Source organism: Streptomyces lydicus, assembly GCF_001729485.1.
Classification (GTDB): Bacteria; Actinomycetota; Actinomycetes; order Streptomycetales; family Streptomycetaceae; genus Streptomyces; species Streptomyces lydicus_D.
In genome coordinates this window covers 7,286,383-7,302,332 of record NZ_CP017157.1, presented here as the reverse complement: position 1 = coordinate 7,302,332, position 15,950 = coordinate 7,286,383, and the positions used below count along the sequence as shown (strand labels likewise).

The 15,950-nt window shown below is 73.4% G+C and carries 16 protein-coding genes; 10 read left to right on the top strand and 6 right to left on the bottom strand.

Features of this window, described 5'->3' with window-relative positions; all coding sequences use genetic code 11:
• Positions 1 to 79 precede the first annotated feature (79 nt).
• Positions 80 to 1,111, bottom strand: coding sequence for a hypothetical protein (locus tag SL103_RS31655; protein WP_069572390.1), 1,032 nt, complete (start codon positions 1,109 to 1,111; stop codon positions 80 to 82).
• A gap of 304 nt (positions 1,112 to 1,415) precedes the next feature.
• On the opposite strand from SL103_RS31655, the gene purN reads away from it, so the two are divergent.
• Positions 1,416 to 2,105 (top strand): phosphoribosylglycinamide formyltransferase, encoded by a 690-nt coding sequence (gene purN, locus SL103_RS31650; protein WP_432215374.1) that lies wholly within the window; start codon positions 1,416 to 1,418, stop codon positions 2,103 to 2,105.
• A complete protein-coding gene (purH, locus tag SL103_RS31645; RefSeq protein WP_069572388.1) occupies positions 2,102 to 3,670 on the top strand; it encodes a bifunctional phosphoribosylaminoimidazolecarboxamide formyltransferase/IMP cyclohydrolase in 1,569 nt (522 codons plus the stop codon). The genes purN and purH overlap by 4 nt, the downstream gene beginning before the upstream one ends.
• Positions 3,671 to 3,757: 87 nt before the next feature.
• Here the strand turns inward: purH and SL103_RS31640 are convergent, their stop codons facing one another.
• On the bottom strand, positions 3,758 to 4,330 hold the full coding sequence (locus SL103_RS31640; protein WP_069572387.1) for a hypothetical protein: 573 nt from the start codon (positions 4,328 to 4,330) through the stop codon (positions 3,758 to 3,760).
• A 112-nt stretch (positions 4,331 to 4,442) separates the two neighbouring features.
• The gene (locus SL103_RS31635; RefSeq protein ID WP_069572386.1) at positions 4,443 to 5,192 is read right to left on the bottom strand and encodes an RDD family protein; all 750 of its coding nucleotides are present in this window, start codon (positions 5,190 to 5,192) and stop codon (positions 4,443 to 4,445) included.
• 286 nt (positions 5,193 to 5,478) lie between these two features.
• Here SL103_RS31635 and SL103_RS31630 point away from each other — a divergent pair, with 286 nt between their 5' ends.
• Complete coding sequence (locus SL103_RS31630) at positions 5,479 to 6,333, top strand: bifunctional methylenetetrahydrofolate dehydrogenase/methenyltetrahydrofolate cyclohydrolase (protein ID WP_069572385.1); 855 nt, start codon at positions 5,479 to 5,481, stop codon at positions 6,331 to 6,333.
• Between the two features lie 74 nt (positions 6,334 to 6,407).
• The gene (locus SL103_RS31625; protein WP_069572384.1) at positions 6,408 to 6,836 is read left to right on the top strand and encodes a DUF3017 domain-containing protein; all 429 of its coding nucleotides are present in this window, start codon (positions 6,408 to 6,410) and stop codon (positions 6,834 to 6,836) included.
• Positions 6,837 to 6,911: 75 nt separating this feature from the next.
• Here the strand turns inward: SL103_RS31625 and SL103_RS31620 are convergent, their stop codons facing one another.
• Positions 6,912 to 7,331 carry a peptidase inhibitor family I36 protein gene (locus tag SL103_RS31620; protein ID WP_069572383.1) on the bottom strand — a complete coding sequence of 140 codons (420 nt, stop codon included), beginning with the start codon at positions 7,329 to 7,331 and terminating at the stop codon, positions 6,912 to 6,914.
• 321 nt (positions 7,332 to 7,652) lie between these two features.
• Here SL103_RS31620 and SL103_RS31615 point away from each other — a divergent pair, with 321 nt between their 5' ends.
• The 4 genes from SL103_RS31615 (at position 7,653) to SL103_RS31600 (ending at position 12,214) form a co-directional block, all read left to right on the top strand.
• Positions 7,653 to 8,537 (top strand): helix-turn-helix domain-containing protein, encoded by an 885-nt coding sequence (locus SL103_RS31615; protein WP_069572382.1) that lies wholly within the window; start codon positions 7,653 to 7,655, stop codon positions 8,535 to 8,537.
• Positions 8,534 to 9,382 (top strand): helix-turn-helix domain-containing protein, encoded by an 849-nt coding sequence (locus tag SL103_RS39340; protein ID WP_279631178.1) that lies wholly within the window; start codon positions 8,534 to 8,536, stop codon positions 9,380 to 9,382. The genes SL103_RS31615 and SL103_RS39340 overlap by 4 nt, the downstream gene beginning before the upstream one ends.
• Before the next feature lie 281 nt (positions 9,383 to 9,663).
• Positions 9,664 to 10,836, top strand: coding sequence for a helix-turn-helix domain-containing protein (locus SL103_RS31605; protein WP_069572381.1), 1,173 nt, complete (start codon positions 9,664 to 9,666; stop codon positions 10,834 to 10,836).
• Between the two features lie 388 nt (positions 10,837 to 11,224).
• Complete coding sequence (locus SL103_RS31600; RefSeq protein WP_069572380.1) at positions 11,225 to 12,214, top strand: malate dehydrogenase; 990 nt, start codon at positions 11,225 to 11,227, stop codon at positions 12,212 to 12,214.
• Positions 12,215 to 12,310: 96 nt separating this feature from the next.
• On the opposite strand, the gene SL103_RS31595 is transcribed toward SL103_RS31600, so the two are convergent.
• Positions 12,311 to 12,520: a DUF5988 family protein gene (locus tag SL103_RS31595; RefSeq protein ID WP_069572379.1), complete on the bottom strand. Its 210-nt coding sequence runs from the start codon at positions 12,518 to 12,520 to the stop codon at positions 12,311 to 12,313.
• A gap of 100 nt (positions 12,521 to 12,620) precedes the next feature.
• On the opposite strand from SL103_RS31595, the gene SL103_RS31590 reads away from it, so the two are divergent.
• Entirely contained in the window at positions 12,621 to 13,208 is a 588-nt protein-coding gene (locus SL103_RS31590; protein ID WP_069572378.1) for a carboxymuconolactone decarboxylase family protein, read from the top strand.
• Between the two features lie 63 nt (positions 13,209 to 13,271).
• On the opposite strand, the gene SL103_RS31585 is transcribed toward SL103_RS31590, so the two are convergent.
• Positions 13,272 to 14,075 (bottom strand): hypothetical protein, encoded by an 804-nt coding sequence (locus SL103_RS31585; protein WP_069572377.1) that lies wholly within the window; start codon positions 14,073 to 14,075, stop codon positions 13,272 to 13,274.
• A gap of 263 nt (positions 14,076 to 14,338) precedes the next feature.
• Between SL103_RS31585 and SL103_RS31580 the strand changes: the two genes are divergently transcribed.
• Positions 14,339 to 15,841, top strand: coding sequence for an aldehyde dehydrogenase family protein (locus SL103_RS31580; protein ID WP_069572376.1), 1,503 nt, complete (start codon positions 14,339 to 14,341; stop codon positions 15,839 to 15,841).
• Positions 15,842 to 15,950: the final 109 nt, after the last annotated feature.

Genomic DNA, 15,950 nt, shown 5'->3' with positions numbered 1-15,950 from the left:
TGCCCTCCGGCCGTTCCTGCCCCCCGGCTGCTCCTGCCCCCCGGCTGCTCCTACCCTCCGGCCGCTCCTGCCCCCCCGCCTACTCCTGGACGCTGAGCAGGGGGCGGAGTTCCTTGGGGAGGAGGTTTTCGCAGGACTTGCTGGAGGACTGGGTGAGGGCGTCGTTCACGCAGGTGAAGTAGTCGCGGTAGACGAGCTGCACGGTGAAGGTGGCGGCCACCATCATCAGTGCCAGGGAGGCGGTCACCAGGCCGGCGATCGCCGCGGTGACCTGCGGGCGGGTGGTGCCGGGGGCCGGTGCCGAGGGGGTGGCGGGGCGGGGGCCCGTGGTGGCCGCGGCGGGGGCGCCGGAGGCCGGGCGGCTCTCCGTCGTGCCGGAGGTCGGGCGGCTCTCCGTCGCGCCGGGGGTGGGGCGGTCCTCCGGGGTGCCGGGTGTCGGGCGGCCCTCCATCGCGGCGGTGGTGGCGGCGGCCGTCGTCTTCGCGGGGTCGGGCTTGGCGCGCAGGGAGCTGATGCCCCAGTAGATCGCCAGTGCGCCCAGCAGCAGGGAGACCTCGGGGAGGCTGAAGAGGACGAAGAAGAACGCCCACATGCCGGCCAGCAGCGCGTAGCGCGCGCGGCGCTGCGACGGGTCGGTGGGGTCCCAGCGCAGGTTGCCGGGGCCGCCGGGGCCGCCGTTGGGCTGGCCGTTGCGGCCGCCGGGTCGGGTGCCGAAGTCTCCGCTCTGCCGGCCGGGCTGCCGGGGGCTCCACTGGCTGCCCCAGTTCCGCGGCGGCTCGTCCTGCGGTGACTGCTCCTGGCCGCCCTGGCCCTGCCCGGGGTCCCGGCCCTGCCCCTGGTCGTGTCCCTGGCCCCGTGCGGGGTCCTGGTCGTGGGTGTGCGGGGCCGGGTGGCGCGGCCGCCATTCCCGGTCGGGGGTGCCGACGGGTGGCGGGGCGAAGGGGTTGTCACGGTCGGAGCCCGTGGAAGCCGGGGACGACGGCTTCGAGGAGGACGACTTGCGCTCGCGCGGCAGCAGCACCGCCCCGGGGGTGGTGACGGGTCGGGGGTACCACCCAGCGGTAGCTGGGGGAGGGAGCAGGAGGGCCGCGCGGCGGCGTCGGTCCGTCATCTGAGGCGTGTCTTCCCCTTGTCTCGTCCGTACGCGGGCCTCGCGGCCGGCGCCCGGTTACCACGAACTGCATGCAGTCTTACGCCCGACGCTACCTCCCGTCCCTGTACCCGTCCCGCGGGGGCCGCGCGGTGTGCCGGTATCGTTGCTGACGGTCGGCGCCTTCGTAGGGTTCCCCGGATTTTCGGTACCCGCGGCCTTGTACGACCACACAATGCATGCGCACCACCCCGGGCATGCGACCAGACAAGGCATGTGGGCTCGGGTGAGCTCACCGCACGCGAGATCGAGAAAGAGCCCCGCCGTGGCTTCGTCCCCAGCCTCCGCCTCAGTCCCCGCCTCAGCGCCCGTCCACGCGGTGCCGCCCGCCGATCCCGGCCGGCCCGCCCGCGTCGTCGTGCTCGTCTCCGGTTCCGGGACGAATCTGCAGGCGCTGCTGGACGCGATCGCCGCGCAGGGCGCGGCGGCGTACGGCGCGGAGATCGTGGCCGTCGGCGCCGACCGCGACGGCATCGTGGGCCTGGAGCGCGCCGAGCGGGCGGGCCTGCCGACGTTCGTGTGCCGGGTCAAGGACCACGGGAGCCGCGCGGACTGGGACCGGGCGCTCAGCGAGGCGACCGCGTCGTACGGGCCCGACCTGGTGGTGTCGGCCGGCTTCATGAAGATCCTGGGCAAGGAGTTCCTGGCCCGCTTCGACGGCCGGATCGTCAACACCCATCCGGCGCTGCTGCCGAGTTTTCCCGGTGCCCACGGCGTGCGTGACGCGCTCGCGTACGGCGCGAAGGTCACCGGATGCACCGTCCACTTCGTCGACGACGGGGTCGACACCGGCCCGATCATCGCGCAGAGCGTGGTGGAGGTCCGGGACGAGGACGACGAATCCGCGCTGCATGAGCGCATCAAGGAAGTCGAGCGATCGCTGCTCGTCGAGGTCGTGGGGCGTCTGGCCCGGCACGGCTACCGCATTGAGGGACGAAAGGTACGTATCTCGTGACCGCCACCGCCGAAGGTTCGAAGCGGCCCATCCGCCGCGCGCTGGTCAGCGTCTATGACAAGTCGGGTCTGGAGGAGCTGGCGCAGGGGCTGCACGCGGCGGGCGTCCAGCTCGTGTCGACCGGTTCGACGGCGGCGAGGATCGCCGCGGCCGGGGTGCCGGTCACCAAGGTCGAGGAGCTGACGGGCTTCCCCGAGTGCCTCGACGGCCGGGTCAAGACGCTGCACCCGAAGGTGCACGCCGGGATCCTGGCCGACCTGCGCCTGGAGGACCACCGCCGGCAGCTGGCCGACCTGGGTGTCGAGCCGTTCGACCTGGTGATCGTGAATCTGTATCCCTTCCGGGAGACGGTTGCCTCCGGCGCCACCCCCGACGAGTGCGTGGAGCAGATCGACATCGGCGGGCCCTCGATGGTCCGCGCGGCCGCCAAGAACCACCCGTCCGTCGCGGTCGTCGTCAATCCGGCCCGTTACGCGGACGTCCTGAAGGCGGTCTCCGACGGCGGCTTCGCGCTCGCCGAGCGCAAGCGGCTGGCGGCGGAGGCGTTCCAGCACACGGCGGCGTACGACGTGGCGGTGGCGTCGTGGTTCGCGGGTGACTACGCGGCGGCCGACGACTCCGGTTTCCCCGACTTCCTCGGCGCCACCTACACCCGCAAGAACGTGCTGCGGTACGGCGAGAACCCGCACCAGGGCGCCGCGCTCTACGTCAGCGGTGAGGGCGGTCTCGCCGAGGCCGAGCAGCTGCACGGCAAGGAGATGTCGTACAACAACTACACGGACACCGACGCCGCGCGCCGGGCCGCGTACGACCACGACGAGCCGTGTGTGGCGATCATCAAGCACGCCAACCCCTGCGGGATCGCGGTCGGCGCGGAGGTCGCCGAGGCGCACCGCAAGGCGCACGCCTGTGACTCGCTCTCCGCGTTCGGCGGGGTGATCGCCGTCAACCGTCCTGTTTCGGTGGCGATGGCGGAGCAGGTCGCCGAGATCTTCACCGAGGTCATCGTGGCGCCCGGTTACGAGGACGGCGCGGTCGAGATCCTGTCGCGGAAGAAGAACATCCGGGTGCTGCGCTGTCCCGACGCGCCGTCGAACCCGGTCGAGGTCAAGGCGGTTGACGGTGGCGCGCTGCTGCAGGAGACCGACCGGCTGCAGGCGGACGGCGACGATCCGGCCAACTGGACGCTGGCGACGGGCGCGGCGCTGCCCGCCGGGGAGCTGGCGGAGCTGGCCTTCGCGTGGCGGGCCTGCCGCGCGGTGAAGTCCAACGCGATCCTGCTGGCCAAGGACGGTGCCACGGTCGGTGTCGGCATGGGCCAGGTGAACCGGGTGGACTCGGCGAAGCTGGCGGTGCAGCGGGCCGGTGCGGACCGGGCGCGCGGATCGTACGCGGCGTCGGACGCGTTCTTCCCGTTCCCGGACGGTTTCGAGGTGCTGGCGGAGGCCGGCGTCAAGGCCGTGGTGCAGCCCGGTGGTTCGGTGCGCGACGAGTTGGTCGTCGAGGCGGCGGAGAAGGCCGGCGTGACGATGTACTTCACCGGGACCCGGCACTTCTTCCACTGAGCCGGTGCACGGACCGACGGCGTAGCGACGTGAAGGGCCGCATCCCCGCCCGGGGATGCGGCCCTTCGTGGTGTGCGGGCGCGCGGGTCAGTAACGCGGCCGGCTGAACCAGGCGTTGCCCTCGTCCTTGGCGACGAAGACCAGCACCAGGATCCCGAGGATGGTGTGGACCAGGCCGATCGGGAAGCTGAACAGGCTCAGCATGATGGTGGCGACGCCGAAGATGATGGTGCCGACGCGGACGCCGCCGCCGCCGTTGGCGAACTGCGTGGCCAGGGTGATGGCGGCCGCGGTGAAGATGACGATGACCACGATCGCCGCGATGAGCAGGCCCTTGCCGATGTTCATCGCCATGATGTCGTCGGAGCCGGTGTACGGGGAGGCGTCGTGCGACGCCCGGCTGACGCCGCCCAGGCCCACGACGGCGAGGACCAGGCCGATGAGGTTGAGGCCGGCGAGCACGTACAGCAGGATGCGGGCGGCCTTGACCCCGCCCGGCATCACCATCGGGTACTGCGGCTGCATGCCGGGCATCGGGCCGCCGCCCGGGTAGGGGCCGTACGGCGAGGGCTGCGGGGGCGGCGGCTGCTGGGGGTAGCCGTAGCCGGGCTGCTGGCCCGGGGGCGGCCCGTAGGGGTTGTTCTGGTTGGGGTAACTCACGAGCGGTGTCCTTCAAGCGAGTGGGACGGAGCCGCGAAGGCCCCGATCGCGCAGGTGCGAGGGGGCCTTCGGGGAGTGGTGCACGGCGGACCGGGGGGTTGCCCCGGCCGGCTCACTGGGACTTGACGACCACCGTGCCGACGATCTTGTCGGCGAAGGTCTGCGACTTCTCGTCCCACAGCGGCCACAGGTAGCCGAGGCAGCAGAACCCGTCGAGGATGTGGCACAGCTTGCGCACGAAGGCCATGCCGAAGCCGATCGGCTGGCCGGTGGTCTCCTTGACCAGGCGGATGTTCATCGCCTTCTTGCCGGGCGTCTGGCCGGTGCTGCCCTCCTTGACGAGGACGAAGATGCCGGCGGCGAGGCCGATCAGGGCGGCGATGGCGACCATGACGAAGGCGCCGACCGGCGTGCTGGCCTCACTGGCCTTGTTGTAGGCGTCGCTGATGCACTGCACGTCACCGGGCGGGCAGGACGAGGTGTCCGGGATGGACGAGGTGGCCGAGCTCGCCGTCATGGCCATGCCGATGATGTACAGGATGGTGGGGATCAGGCCCACGATCAGGTAGTCGATGAGGTACGCGCCGACGCGCGCGCCCCAGCTCGCGTAGCCCTGCGGCATGCCCATGCCCGGCATGCCGGGCTGGCCGTAGGCCGCCTGCTGCGGGTAGCCGTAGCCGGGCTGGCCGCCCTGCGGCGGGACGCCCTGCTGGGGGTAGCCGTACGGCTGCTGGGGAGCCTGCGGGGCCTGCTGGGGGTAGCCGTAGCCGGGCTGGCCGCCCTGCGGCGGGACGGGCGGCTGCTGGCCGTACGGTGCCTGCGGCTGCTGGCCGTAAGGGTTGTTCGGGTCACCGAAGCTCATCTGCTGTTTTCCTCCGTTGGGTCAGTGGGGGACACGCGGCGTGACGCGGAGGAAAAACAGGTTTCACTGGCCACCCCCCCGACGAAGCCTGCGGCACTGCGTGTCAATCCTTCTATTCGCGCGTTCACTCTGTCCAGTCAAGGCCCTTGGCTGTTGTGCAAGTGCAATGATCAATTCCGGCCAGCGGGCCCCGCGCGGATGGCCGGGAACCGCCTGGAGGCCCCGCGCCGCAAGGGTCGCGCGCCCTGATTGGTACCCGGCCGCCCTCGTCCGGGAAGATGGAGCCATGACTGCCCAGATTCTGGATGGCAAGGCCACCGCAGCCGCTATCAAGTCCGAGCTCACCGCCCGCGTCGAGGCGCTGAAGGCCAAGGGCGTGCAGCCTGGCCTCGGCACCCTCCTGGTCGGCGACGACCCGGGCAGCCGCTGGTACGTCAACGGCAAGCACCGCGACTGCGCGCAGGTCGGCATCGCCTCGATCCAGCGCGAACTGCCGGAGACCGCCACCCAGGAGGAGATCGAGGCGGTCGTACGGGAGCTCAACGAGGACCCGGCCTGCACGGGCTACATCGTCCAACTCCCGCTCCCCAAGGGCATCGACGCCAACCGCGTGCTGGAGCTGATGGATCCGGCCAAGGACGCCGACGGACTGCACCCGATGAGCCTGGGCAGGCTGGTGCTGGGCATCGACGGCCCGCTGCCGTGCACCCCCTACGGCATCGTGCAGCTGCTGCGCCGTCATGACGTCGAGATCAAGGGCGCGCACGTGGTGGTCGTCGGCCGCGGCATCACCATCGGCCGTCCGATGCCGCTGGTACTGACCCGCAAGTCGGAGAACGCCACGGTGACCCAGTGCCACACCGGCACCCGCGACCTGTCCGCGCACCTCAAGCAGGCCGACATCATCGTCGCGGCGGCGGGTGTGCCGCACATCATCAAGCCCGAGGACGTCAAGCCGGGCGCGGCCGTCCTGGACGTCGGCGTCAGCCGCGACGAGGCGGGCAAGATCGTCGGCGATGTGCACCCGGGCGTCGCCGAGGTGGCCGGCTGGGTCGCCCCCAACCCGGGCGGGGTCGGCCCGATGACCCGCGCCCAGCTGCTGGTCAACGTCGTCGAGGCGGCCGAGCGCGCGGCGGGCTGACCGCTCGCGGACTCTGCGACCCTGTTGGAAGACACAGACAGACAGACGGACCGGACACGGAAGGACCGCCAGCCATGGCTGCCGACGCGCATTCGGACGGAGCGTCCGAGCCGCAGCGCTCCTCGCGCCGCTTTCCGACCCTGACCCGCGACACGGCCCGCCCGGAGGGCGGCGGCCGGGCCGCGTCGGGCGGTTACCCCGCGCCGGCCCGGCAGTGGCCGCTGCTGACGGTCATGGGCGGGGTCGCGTTCGGGCTGCTGCTCGTCGCGCTCGACGCGTTCCGGATCGGCGCGATCGTGATCGGGCTCGCACTGCTGGCGGGCGCGGTGCTGCGCCGGATGCTGCCGGAGGTGGGGATGCTGGCGGTGCGCTCCCGCTTCACGGACATGCTGACGTACGGGGTGCTCGGCTTCGTCATCGTGATGCTGGCCCTGATGGTGCAGCCGAAGCCGTGGATCCACATCCCGTTCCTCGACGACATCGTGCACTTCACCGTGCGCTGAGCCGCGACGGTACGGGACGGCGGCCCGCCTCCTCCCCCGTGGGAGGACGGGCCGCCGCCGTCATGTGTGGGGTGCTCAGCACCACTTGTTCGAGTAGATGGTCATGATGTTGCCGCCGATGTACGTCCAGCCGGTGCCGCGGTTCAGCTTCGCGTGGCCGCCGCGGTAGTTGGGCCGCTCGTAGACCGTCACGTTGCAGCGGGTGCCGTTGTTGAACGCCGACCACGGGTGGCTGAAGGCACCGCCGTAGCGCCGCAGGTCGCGGTTGTTGCCGGCCACCTTCTTCGGCGTCCCCTTGTAGTTGGGCTTGGGGTAGACGCACAGGTAGCCGCGGGGACAGTTGCCCGGCGCGCGCTGCAGGGTGACGGAGCCGTGCTGGGTGGGCGCGGGGGCGGCGAACGCGCCGGCGGCCGGGGCCAGGGCCAGGCCGCCCGCGGCGGCCGCGGCGGCCGCGGTGAGGGCGAGGCGCTGACGGACGTTGCTGCGGATGTTCATGGTGTGGGTTCCTCCCCCGGTGAGTGGAGGGCGGCGCGGAGTGGTCCGTGCCGCCGGTGGTGCGGAAACGACTGTGCGCCGCCGCGTCGGCGGCCTGCCACCGTGTGCCGGCCGGCTGGGACCTCGTGGGACGTCCCACGGGCCGGCCTGCGGGGACGTGGGCCCCGCGGACGCCGCGCTGGGACGGGGAGTGTTCGGCACGGATGTCCGGAAACGGTGCGGAAACCGTAAAAGCGGGAACCGGAGGCCACGTCCGCGTCATCATCGGCATGCACAGGGGGCTCGCGCCTCGGGGGAGAACGCACGCGTACGGGGTGGGACATGTCGCGTTGGAAAGGGCTGCCCGAATCGCTCGACCCGCGGGTGCGGCAGCTCGTCGTGCAGCTCCGCAGACTCAAGGACCACAGCGGGCTGAGCCTGGTCTCGCTCGCCGCCAGGACGCCGTACAGCAAGTCGTCGTGGGAGCGCTATCTCAACGGCAAGAAGCTGCCGCCGCGCGACGCGGTGGCGGCGCTGGCGCGGGTCTGCGGCACCGATCCGACCCGGCTGCTGGCGCTGCACGAGGTCGCGGCGCAGGCGTGGGGTACGGACCGGCCGGCGCCGGGGCCCCGCGGGGCGGAGCCGGCCGGGGGCGCGGCGGCGGCCCCGGAGACGGCGCCGGCGGCGGGCCCGGCGGACGCCGGAGCGGTGGACGCAGCGGGGGCCGGTGCGGTGGACGCGGCGGGGGCCGGGGAGGGCGGTCCGCGGCCGGCCGGGGGTCCCCGGGCGCGGACCGGGCCGCTGGTCGTGCTGGCGGCGCTGGGCCTGGTCGTCGTGGCCGCCGTGGCGCTGCTGGTCGTCCGGCCCTGGCAGCCGGACACCGCCGGGCGCGGTACGGCCGGTGCGGAGGCCGGCCGGGCGACCGGCGCGGTGCCGGCCTTCACCCACCGGGTCGGTGAGACCTTCGGCTGTCACCTCACCCGCGCGCCGGGCGGCCTGTCCGCCGGGCGGAGCCGGACCACGACCGCGATCCTGGGCAGCGGCGCCACCGGCTGGGACGTCGTCGAGGCGCAGTGCCTGCTGCACCACCACGGCTACGACCCGGGCCCGGTGGACGGCGTCGTCGGCGAGCACACCCAGCGCGCCGTCAAGCGCCTGCAGGCCGGGGCCGGGCTGCCGACGGACGGGATCGTGGGGCCCGACACCTGGAAGGTGCTGCGCCGGTGAGCGGGCGCCGCGGTGAGCTGTGCGAGAACGTGGAGACGTCCCGACTGGCCGCCGGTATGCGGGAGTTGCGGGGGCGTACGGGGCTGAGTCTGGCCGCGCTGTCCGCGCGCACGCCGTACAGCAAGTCGTCGTGGGAGCGCTATCTGAACGGCAAGAAGCTGCCGCCCCGGGGTGCGGTCGAGGCGCTGTGCCGGCTGGCGGGCGAGCCGGCCGGGCGGCTGGTGGCGCTGTGGGAGCTGGCGGACGCGGCCTGGAGCCGACGGGCCGCGCCCTCGAAGGGTGCCGCGCCGGCCGCGTCGCCCGTGCCGCCGCCGCGGGTGCCCTCCGTGCCGGCCGGGCCGCCGTCCCGGCCGCCGCTCTCCCGTGCGGTGGCCGCGGTGGCGGCCGGGGTCTGCGTCGGCGTCCTGGCGGTCGGGGTGGCGCTGGTCTTCCGGGCGGGGGAGGAGCGGGTGGGCGGCCCGGTGCGGGGCGCGGTGCCGTCCTCGTCGGCGGTCACCGGCTGCCGAGGGCGGGCGTGCGACGGCAAGGACCCGCAGTCGATGTTCTGCGGCGGCGCGGGCCTGGTGGAGACGCCGGTGGAGCGGACCGCCTCCCGGGGGCAGCATCTTCAGGTCCGCTACGGCACGGTCTGCGGGGCGGCTTGGGGGCGGCTGCGCAACGGCCGGGTCGGTGACCGCATCGAGGTGTCGGTGCCGGGGTCGGCGCCGCGGTCGGTGCGGGTGCGGGACCGCTTCGACGCCGAGGGGTACCTCGTCACGCCCATGGCGGCGGCCCGCGGCCCGCGGGGCATCCGGCTGTGCCTCTATCCGGCGGGTGGCGCCGCGAAGGAGTGCGTCCCGGGCTGACCCGGCGCGCCTGCCGGGTCGGCCGGACGGTACACGCCCGACGCCCTCGTGGCCGGTTCTTGTCGGCATCTGTAGGAAAGTCGTAAGAACCCGGGCGGAAATGCCACACTGCTGAGAGCTCCAGGGCGCGTACGGGTGTGCGGCACCTGCCCCGTCTGCTGCCGTGCGCTCAGGAAAGGCGCAGCGCGTCCTGGCCGGGGGCATCCCTGTGGGTAGTCATCGGAGGCCGGCGGCCCGGGGGAGTCGCGTCGTCGCGCGTACATGGGCGATTGGGGGAGGCCATGCCTCGCTGGAAGCCGCTGCCGGCGGAACTGGACCCGCAGGTGCGGGAGTTCACGGGCCGGCTGCGCAGACTCGTGGACCGCAGCGGGCTGAGCGTGTCCGCCCTCGCGGACCGTACGGGCTTCAGCAAGACGTCGTGGGAGCGCTACCTCAACGGGCGGCTGCTGCCGCCGCGCCGCGCGGTGCTGGCGCTCGCCGAGGCGACCGACACCCACGCCGGGCACCTCACCACCCTGTGGGAGCTGGCCGAACGCGCCTGGAGCCGGGCGGAGATGCGGCAGGACGTCACGGTGGAGGCGATACGGGTCGCCCAGGCGCGGGCCGCCCTGGGCGAGTTCGAGACACCGTCCGGGCCGGCGCAGTCCCCGTCGCGCGCGACGGAGGGGGCGCGGTCCGGGACCGCCGGCGCCGCGGCCGGGTACGCGAACTCCGGGGAGCCGGGGCGGACGGGCGGGCCGGCCGGCCCGTCGGCGCGGGGCGTCGAGGTCGCGGAGCAACGGGAGACGGCCGCGGGGCCGTGGGCTTCCTCGGTGCCGCGGCAGCGCGGTGCGCAGGAGCCCGCGCCGGGTGATTTCCCCGGCCGGGACGGGGTGGTGCCGCCGGCCGCCCCCGCCCCGGCGGCGGCGTCCGGTGCGGCCGGGGCGGACCGGCGGACCCGCGGGCCGCGGGCGCTCGCGTGGACGGCCGGCGTGGTCGGCGCGCTGCTGGTGGCCGTCGCCGCCGTGCTGCTGCTGCAGCCGGACGCCGGGGGCGTCCGGAAGGCAGCCGATGCGCCCGCGCCGCCGGCGACGCCGGGCGCGCGGCCGGTGCTGCCGGCCGGGGTGCGGTGCAGCGGCGCCGACTGTGCGGGCAAGGACCCGGAGGCGATGGGCTGCGGCGGGGCGCGGGCCACCAGCGCGTCCCGCGGCACGGCAGGCGGCGCGCTGATAGAGGTCCGCTACAGCACGGTCTGCCGGGCGGCCTGGGCGCGGCTCAGCGGGGCGGCGCCGGGGGACCGGGCGACGGTCAGCGCGGGCGGGCGGCGCGTCACGGCGCGGGTCGAGCGGGACGGCGCGGCGTACACCTCGATGGTGCAGGTGACGGGCGACCCGGCGAAGGTCTCGGCGTGCGGGACGACCGCCGCGGGCGCGAACGTCTGCGCCCGCCCGGTCACCGGGCGGGCCGTCCGCTGACCGGGGCCCGGCGGGGCGGCGCACCGCCCGCCACTGGCCGGTAACCGCCGTTCGCGGAACGGCCCGGAAAATCCGGGGGCATGCCCCGCGGCATCCCGGGCAGGCGCTCCTCCGTACCCCCCCCACGGGTGTGGCACAACTCGGCGGCCGCGCGCTTCCCCCCTCCCTGAGCGGGCGGCCGCCCCACCACACGCGGGGCCCGGGTGCGCCGGACGCATCCGGTGAGGTGTTCCACACCGGCCCGTCACGTGGCGCGGGGAGGGGTCCGATAGCCTGACGGCCGAGTCTCTCGATACCAAGAGACCTCGATAACTGGGCAGGGACACCCACCGCCACCCATGGTGGTCCAGGGGCTTGCCCCCGGAAAAACACCGCGCAGGAGATCGCCATGACCCGCACTCCCGTCAATGTCACCGTCACCGGCGCCGCCGGCCAGATCGGTTACGCACTCCTCTTCCGCATCGCTTCCGGTCATCTGCTCGGCGCGGACGTGCCGGTGAAGCTGCGCCTCCTGGAGATCCCGCAGGGTCTGAAGGCCGCCGAGGGCACCGCGATGGAGCTGGAGGACTGCGCCTTCCCGCTGCTCCAGGGCATCGACATCTCGGACGACCCGAACGTGGCCTTCGACGGCGCGAACGTCGCCCTGCTCGTCGGCGCCCGCCCCCGTACCAAGGGCATGGAGCGCGGCGACCTCCTGGAGGCCAACGGCGGCATCTTCAAGCCGCAGGGCAAGGCCATCAACGACCACGCCGCCGACGACATCAAGGTCCTGGTCGTCGGCAACCCCGCCAACACCAACGCGCTGATCGCGCAGGCCGCCGCGCCGGACGTACCGCGCGAGCGCTTCACCGCGATGACCCGCCTGGACCACAACCGCGCCATCTCGCAGCTCGCGGCGAAGACCGGCGCCCCGGTCTCCGAGATCAAGAAGCTGACGATCTGGGGCAACCACTCCGCGACCCAGTACCCGGACATCTTCCACGCCACGGTCGCCGGCAAGAACGCCGCCGAGATCGTCAACGACGAGAAGTGGCTGGCCGAGAACTTCATCCCGACCGTCGCCAAGCGCGGTGCGGCGATCATCGAGGCCCGTGGCGCGTCCTCCGCGGCCTCCGCCGCCAACGCGGCCATCGACCACGTCCACACCTGGGTCAACGGCACCGCCGACGGCGACTGGACCTCGATGGGCATCCCCTCGGACGGCTCCTACGGCGTCCCGGAGGGCCTGATCTCCTCGTTCCCCGTCACCACCAAGGACGGCCGCTACGAGATCGTGCAGGGCCTGGAGGTCAACGACTTCTCGCGCGAGCGCATCAACGCGTCCGTCAAGGAGCTGGAGGAGGAGCGCGAGGCGGTCCGCGCCCTCGGCCTCCTCTGAGCCGGCAGCACCGACGCACCGAGCCCGCACGGCCGCAACGGCCGTGCGGGCTCGGCCGTTTGCGCGCGGTGCGCGCGGTGACGGTGCTGCCGGCCGCTACCCGGGCAGTTCGGTGCGCTCCCACCATTCGTAGACGGGCAGCGGCCCCTCGGGCGTGTGCTGCTGCCGGCTGGTGGCCCGGAAGTGCTCGTAGCCGTTACGGAACGGGATCTTCAGCTCGGACCCGGGCGGATCGACCGGGACGATCCGTTCGGGCAGTTCCTCGGGGCCACCCACGAGCACCGCTTTCGCCGCTGTCTCAGCCATGCCTGCATTGTCGCCCCCGGGATGTCACACCGGCCGGTACCGGTACGTCAATGGGGTGAGGGGCCGGCGGCCGGCCCCGGTGGCACAAGGAGGTACCGCCATGGCCCGGATTCCGCTCTCCCCGCCCCGCACGCTCACCCTGCGCCTCGCCGAGTGGTACTCGCGGCGCGCCTACGGCCGGGTCATGCAGCCCGCCCTGGTGCTGGGGCACCACCCGAAGATCCTGCGCGGGTACTTCGCCTTCGAGAGCAGGGTGGCGCGCTGGAAGGCGCTGGACCCGGCGCTGAAGCACCTGGCGGAGCTGGCGTCGGCGGCGGCGATCGGCTGCTCGTGGTGCGTGGACTTCGGCCACTGGCAGGCGGACCGGCTCGGGCTGCCGCTCGCGAAGATCAGCAAGGTGCCCGACCGGCGCGCCCACCGGGAGTCCTTCACGGAGCCGGAGCGGCTGGTCATGGCGTACGCGGAGGCGATGACCGCGACGCCGCCGGCGGTCACCGACGAGCTGGCCGCGGACCTGCGCGGGCGGCTCGGCGACCGGGCGTTCGTCGAGCTGACCACGGTGGTGGCGGTGGAGAACCTGCGCTCGCGTCTGAACAGCGCGATGGGCCTGCGCAGCCAGGGCTTCTCCGACCAGTGCGCGGTTCCCCCGGCGACCGCCGCCGCGCCGGGCACGCCCACGGAAGACTGACCGGCGGGCGGGCCGCCCGTCCGGGGAGCCGCGCACCCGGGTGGGCCCGGCCCGCGCCTCCCGTCAGGCCCCCCGGGTGCCCTGCAGGAGGTTCTCCAGTGCCGAGATGTCGGCGGTGTCGCCGGGGGCGGGGGTGGTGGCGGGGACCGGGGTGCCGTAGTTGCTCAGCAGGATGGTGCCGGTCTGGTGGTCGACCTCGGCGGTGAGCTTGAGCGGGTAGTGCTTGCCGTCGATGGCGACGTAGAGGGTCTGGACGACGCCGTCGGCCTTCTTGACGAGGGGCAGGACGCGGGCGCCCTCGTGGACGGTGGGGCGGCCCTTGGTCAGGGTCGGGGTGCGGGACGGCGACGGGGCGCCGGAGGGCGGCTCGTCGGAGCCGGCGGCCGACTTCTGGAAGGCGGTGAGGTCGCACGCCTCGGACAGGCTGTGCAGGAAGTCGTCGTGGGTGGTGCCGTGCAGGAAGGTGTTCTTGTACTTCGCGGCGGCCTCCTCGCCCTTGCTGCCGGGGAGCTGGCTCTTCCAGAAGGCCGCGTCCGGTTTCATCCAGACCTGTGTGCCGTGCTTGATGATCTCGACGCGCCCGGACGGGCCCTTGCTGATGGCGCCGGTGCAGTTGCCGGCCCGGTCGAGGGTGAGGTCGAGCTCGGTGGGGTCGGCGGAGGTCCGGGTCCGCAGGCGCAGGGAGTGCGCGGCGACGAGTTCGTGCAGGGCGGTGTCGGAGATCTGCTGGGCCGATTTGCCGGCGAGGTCGCCCTCGCCGTCGGGGTCGCCGGCCGCCGCGACGCCCGTGCAGGCGGCCCCGGCGAGCAGGGCCGCCCCGCAGCTCAGGGCGGCGGTGGCGGTGACGGCGCGGCATCTGCTGGTCATCTCGGCACCTCCGGTCCGGAGGGGGCGTGGGAGGGGGGTGTGGCTCGGGTAGGAGGGGTGACCGGGCACCCCTGTGACGTCCCGAGGGACATACGGCTATTCAGGTTACGTTCTAGGACATTCGTTCGCACATTGAGTGAGTCGGCTCACTTTCCATGAAGGTTTGGGCATAGGTGGGGCGCTTCCGGATAGGGGTTCCCGTTGCTGGTGATGCCAGTGGTTGCACCAGTGGGAACAAATCGGTAAGCGGAAGGCAGAACGACGTGTCGGCAAGCGAGACCATTCACGTAGACGGGGTGTGGCGGTCCGCCGCATCCGGCGCCACGCGGGAGGTCCTCGACCCCGCCGACGCGAGCACGCTCCAGGTGGTGTCCGAGGGCGGTGCCGAGGACGCCGACGCGGCGGTCGCGGCCGCCCGCCGCGCCTTCGACGACGGCGCCTGGCCGCGTACGCCGGTCGCCGAGCGCTCCGCGCTGCTGCGCCGGGTCGCCGACCTGCTCCAGCGCGACCGCGAGGAGATCGCGCTGATCGAGAGCCGGGACACCGGCAAGACGCTGGAGGAGGGCCGGGTCGACGTCGACGACGTCACCAACGCCTTCCGGTACTTCGCCGACGTGGTGATGAACGAGAGCGGCGGCCGGGTCGTCGACGCCGGCTCGCCGGACGTGCACAGCGTCGTCGTGCACGAGCCGGTCGGTGTCTGCGCGCTCATCACGCCGTGGAACTACCCGCTGCTCCAGGCGAGTTGGAAGATCGCGCCGGCCCTCGCGGCCGGCAACACTTTTGTGGTCAAGCCCAGCGAGGTCACCCCGCTGTCGACCGTGCACCTGGTCAAGCTGCTCGTCGAGGCCGGCCTCCCGGCCGGCGTCGCCAACATCGTCACCGGCGCGGGCCTCCCGGTCGGTCAGCGGCTGGCCGAGCACCCGGACGTCGACCTGTTCTCCTTCACCGGTGGCCTGGTCAGCGGCACGAAGGCGGGCGCGGCCGCGGTGTCCGGCGCCAAGAAGATCGCGCTGGAGCTCGGCGGCAAGAACCCCAACGTGGTCTTCGCCGACGCCTGCGCCACCGACGAGGGCTTCGACACCGCCGTCGACCAGGCGCTGAACGCGGCGTTCATCCACAGCGGGCAGGTCTGCTCGGCCGGCGCCCGGCTGATCATCGAGGAGTCGGTGCGCGACCGCTTCGTCGCCGAACTCGCCCGCCGCGCCGAGAAGATCAAGCTCGGCCGGGGCACCGAGGACGGGGTGGAGTGCGGCCCGCTGGTTTCCCAGCAGCAGCTCGACAAGGTCGAGGCGTATGTCGCCTCCGCGCTCGCCGAGGGCGCCCAGCTGCGCTGCGGCGGCGCCCGGCCCGAGTCGTCCGACGTCCGCCCGGCCACCGGCTACTTCTACGCGCCCACCGTCCTCGACGGCTGCCACCGGGAGATGAAGGTGGTCCGCGAGGAGACCTTCGGGCCGATCCTGACGGTGGAGACCTTCCGCACCGAGGACGAGGCCGTCGCGCTCGCCAACGACACCGAGTACGGCCTGGCCGGCGCGGTCTTCTCCGCCGACACCGCCCGCGCCCGCCGGGTCGCGGCGCGGCTGCGGCACGGCACGGTGTGGATCAACGACTACCACCCCTACCTCCCGCAGGCGGAGTGGGGCGGCTTCGGCAAGTCCGGCATCGGCCGGGAACTTGGCCCCACGGGTCTGGACGAATACCGCGAGAGCAAGCACATTTACGAAAACCTCCGGCCGGAGCCGGTGCGCTGGTTCGCGGGCTGACCCGGGGCCGGCGCCGCCTCCCCCCGCGGCGCCGGCCCCGTCCTCCCGCACCCACCCCCAGGCAGCTCGGGCCATCGCAGCGCTGGTGAATTTCGCAGAAGGAGAACGA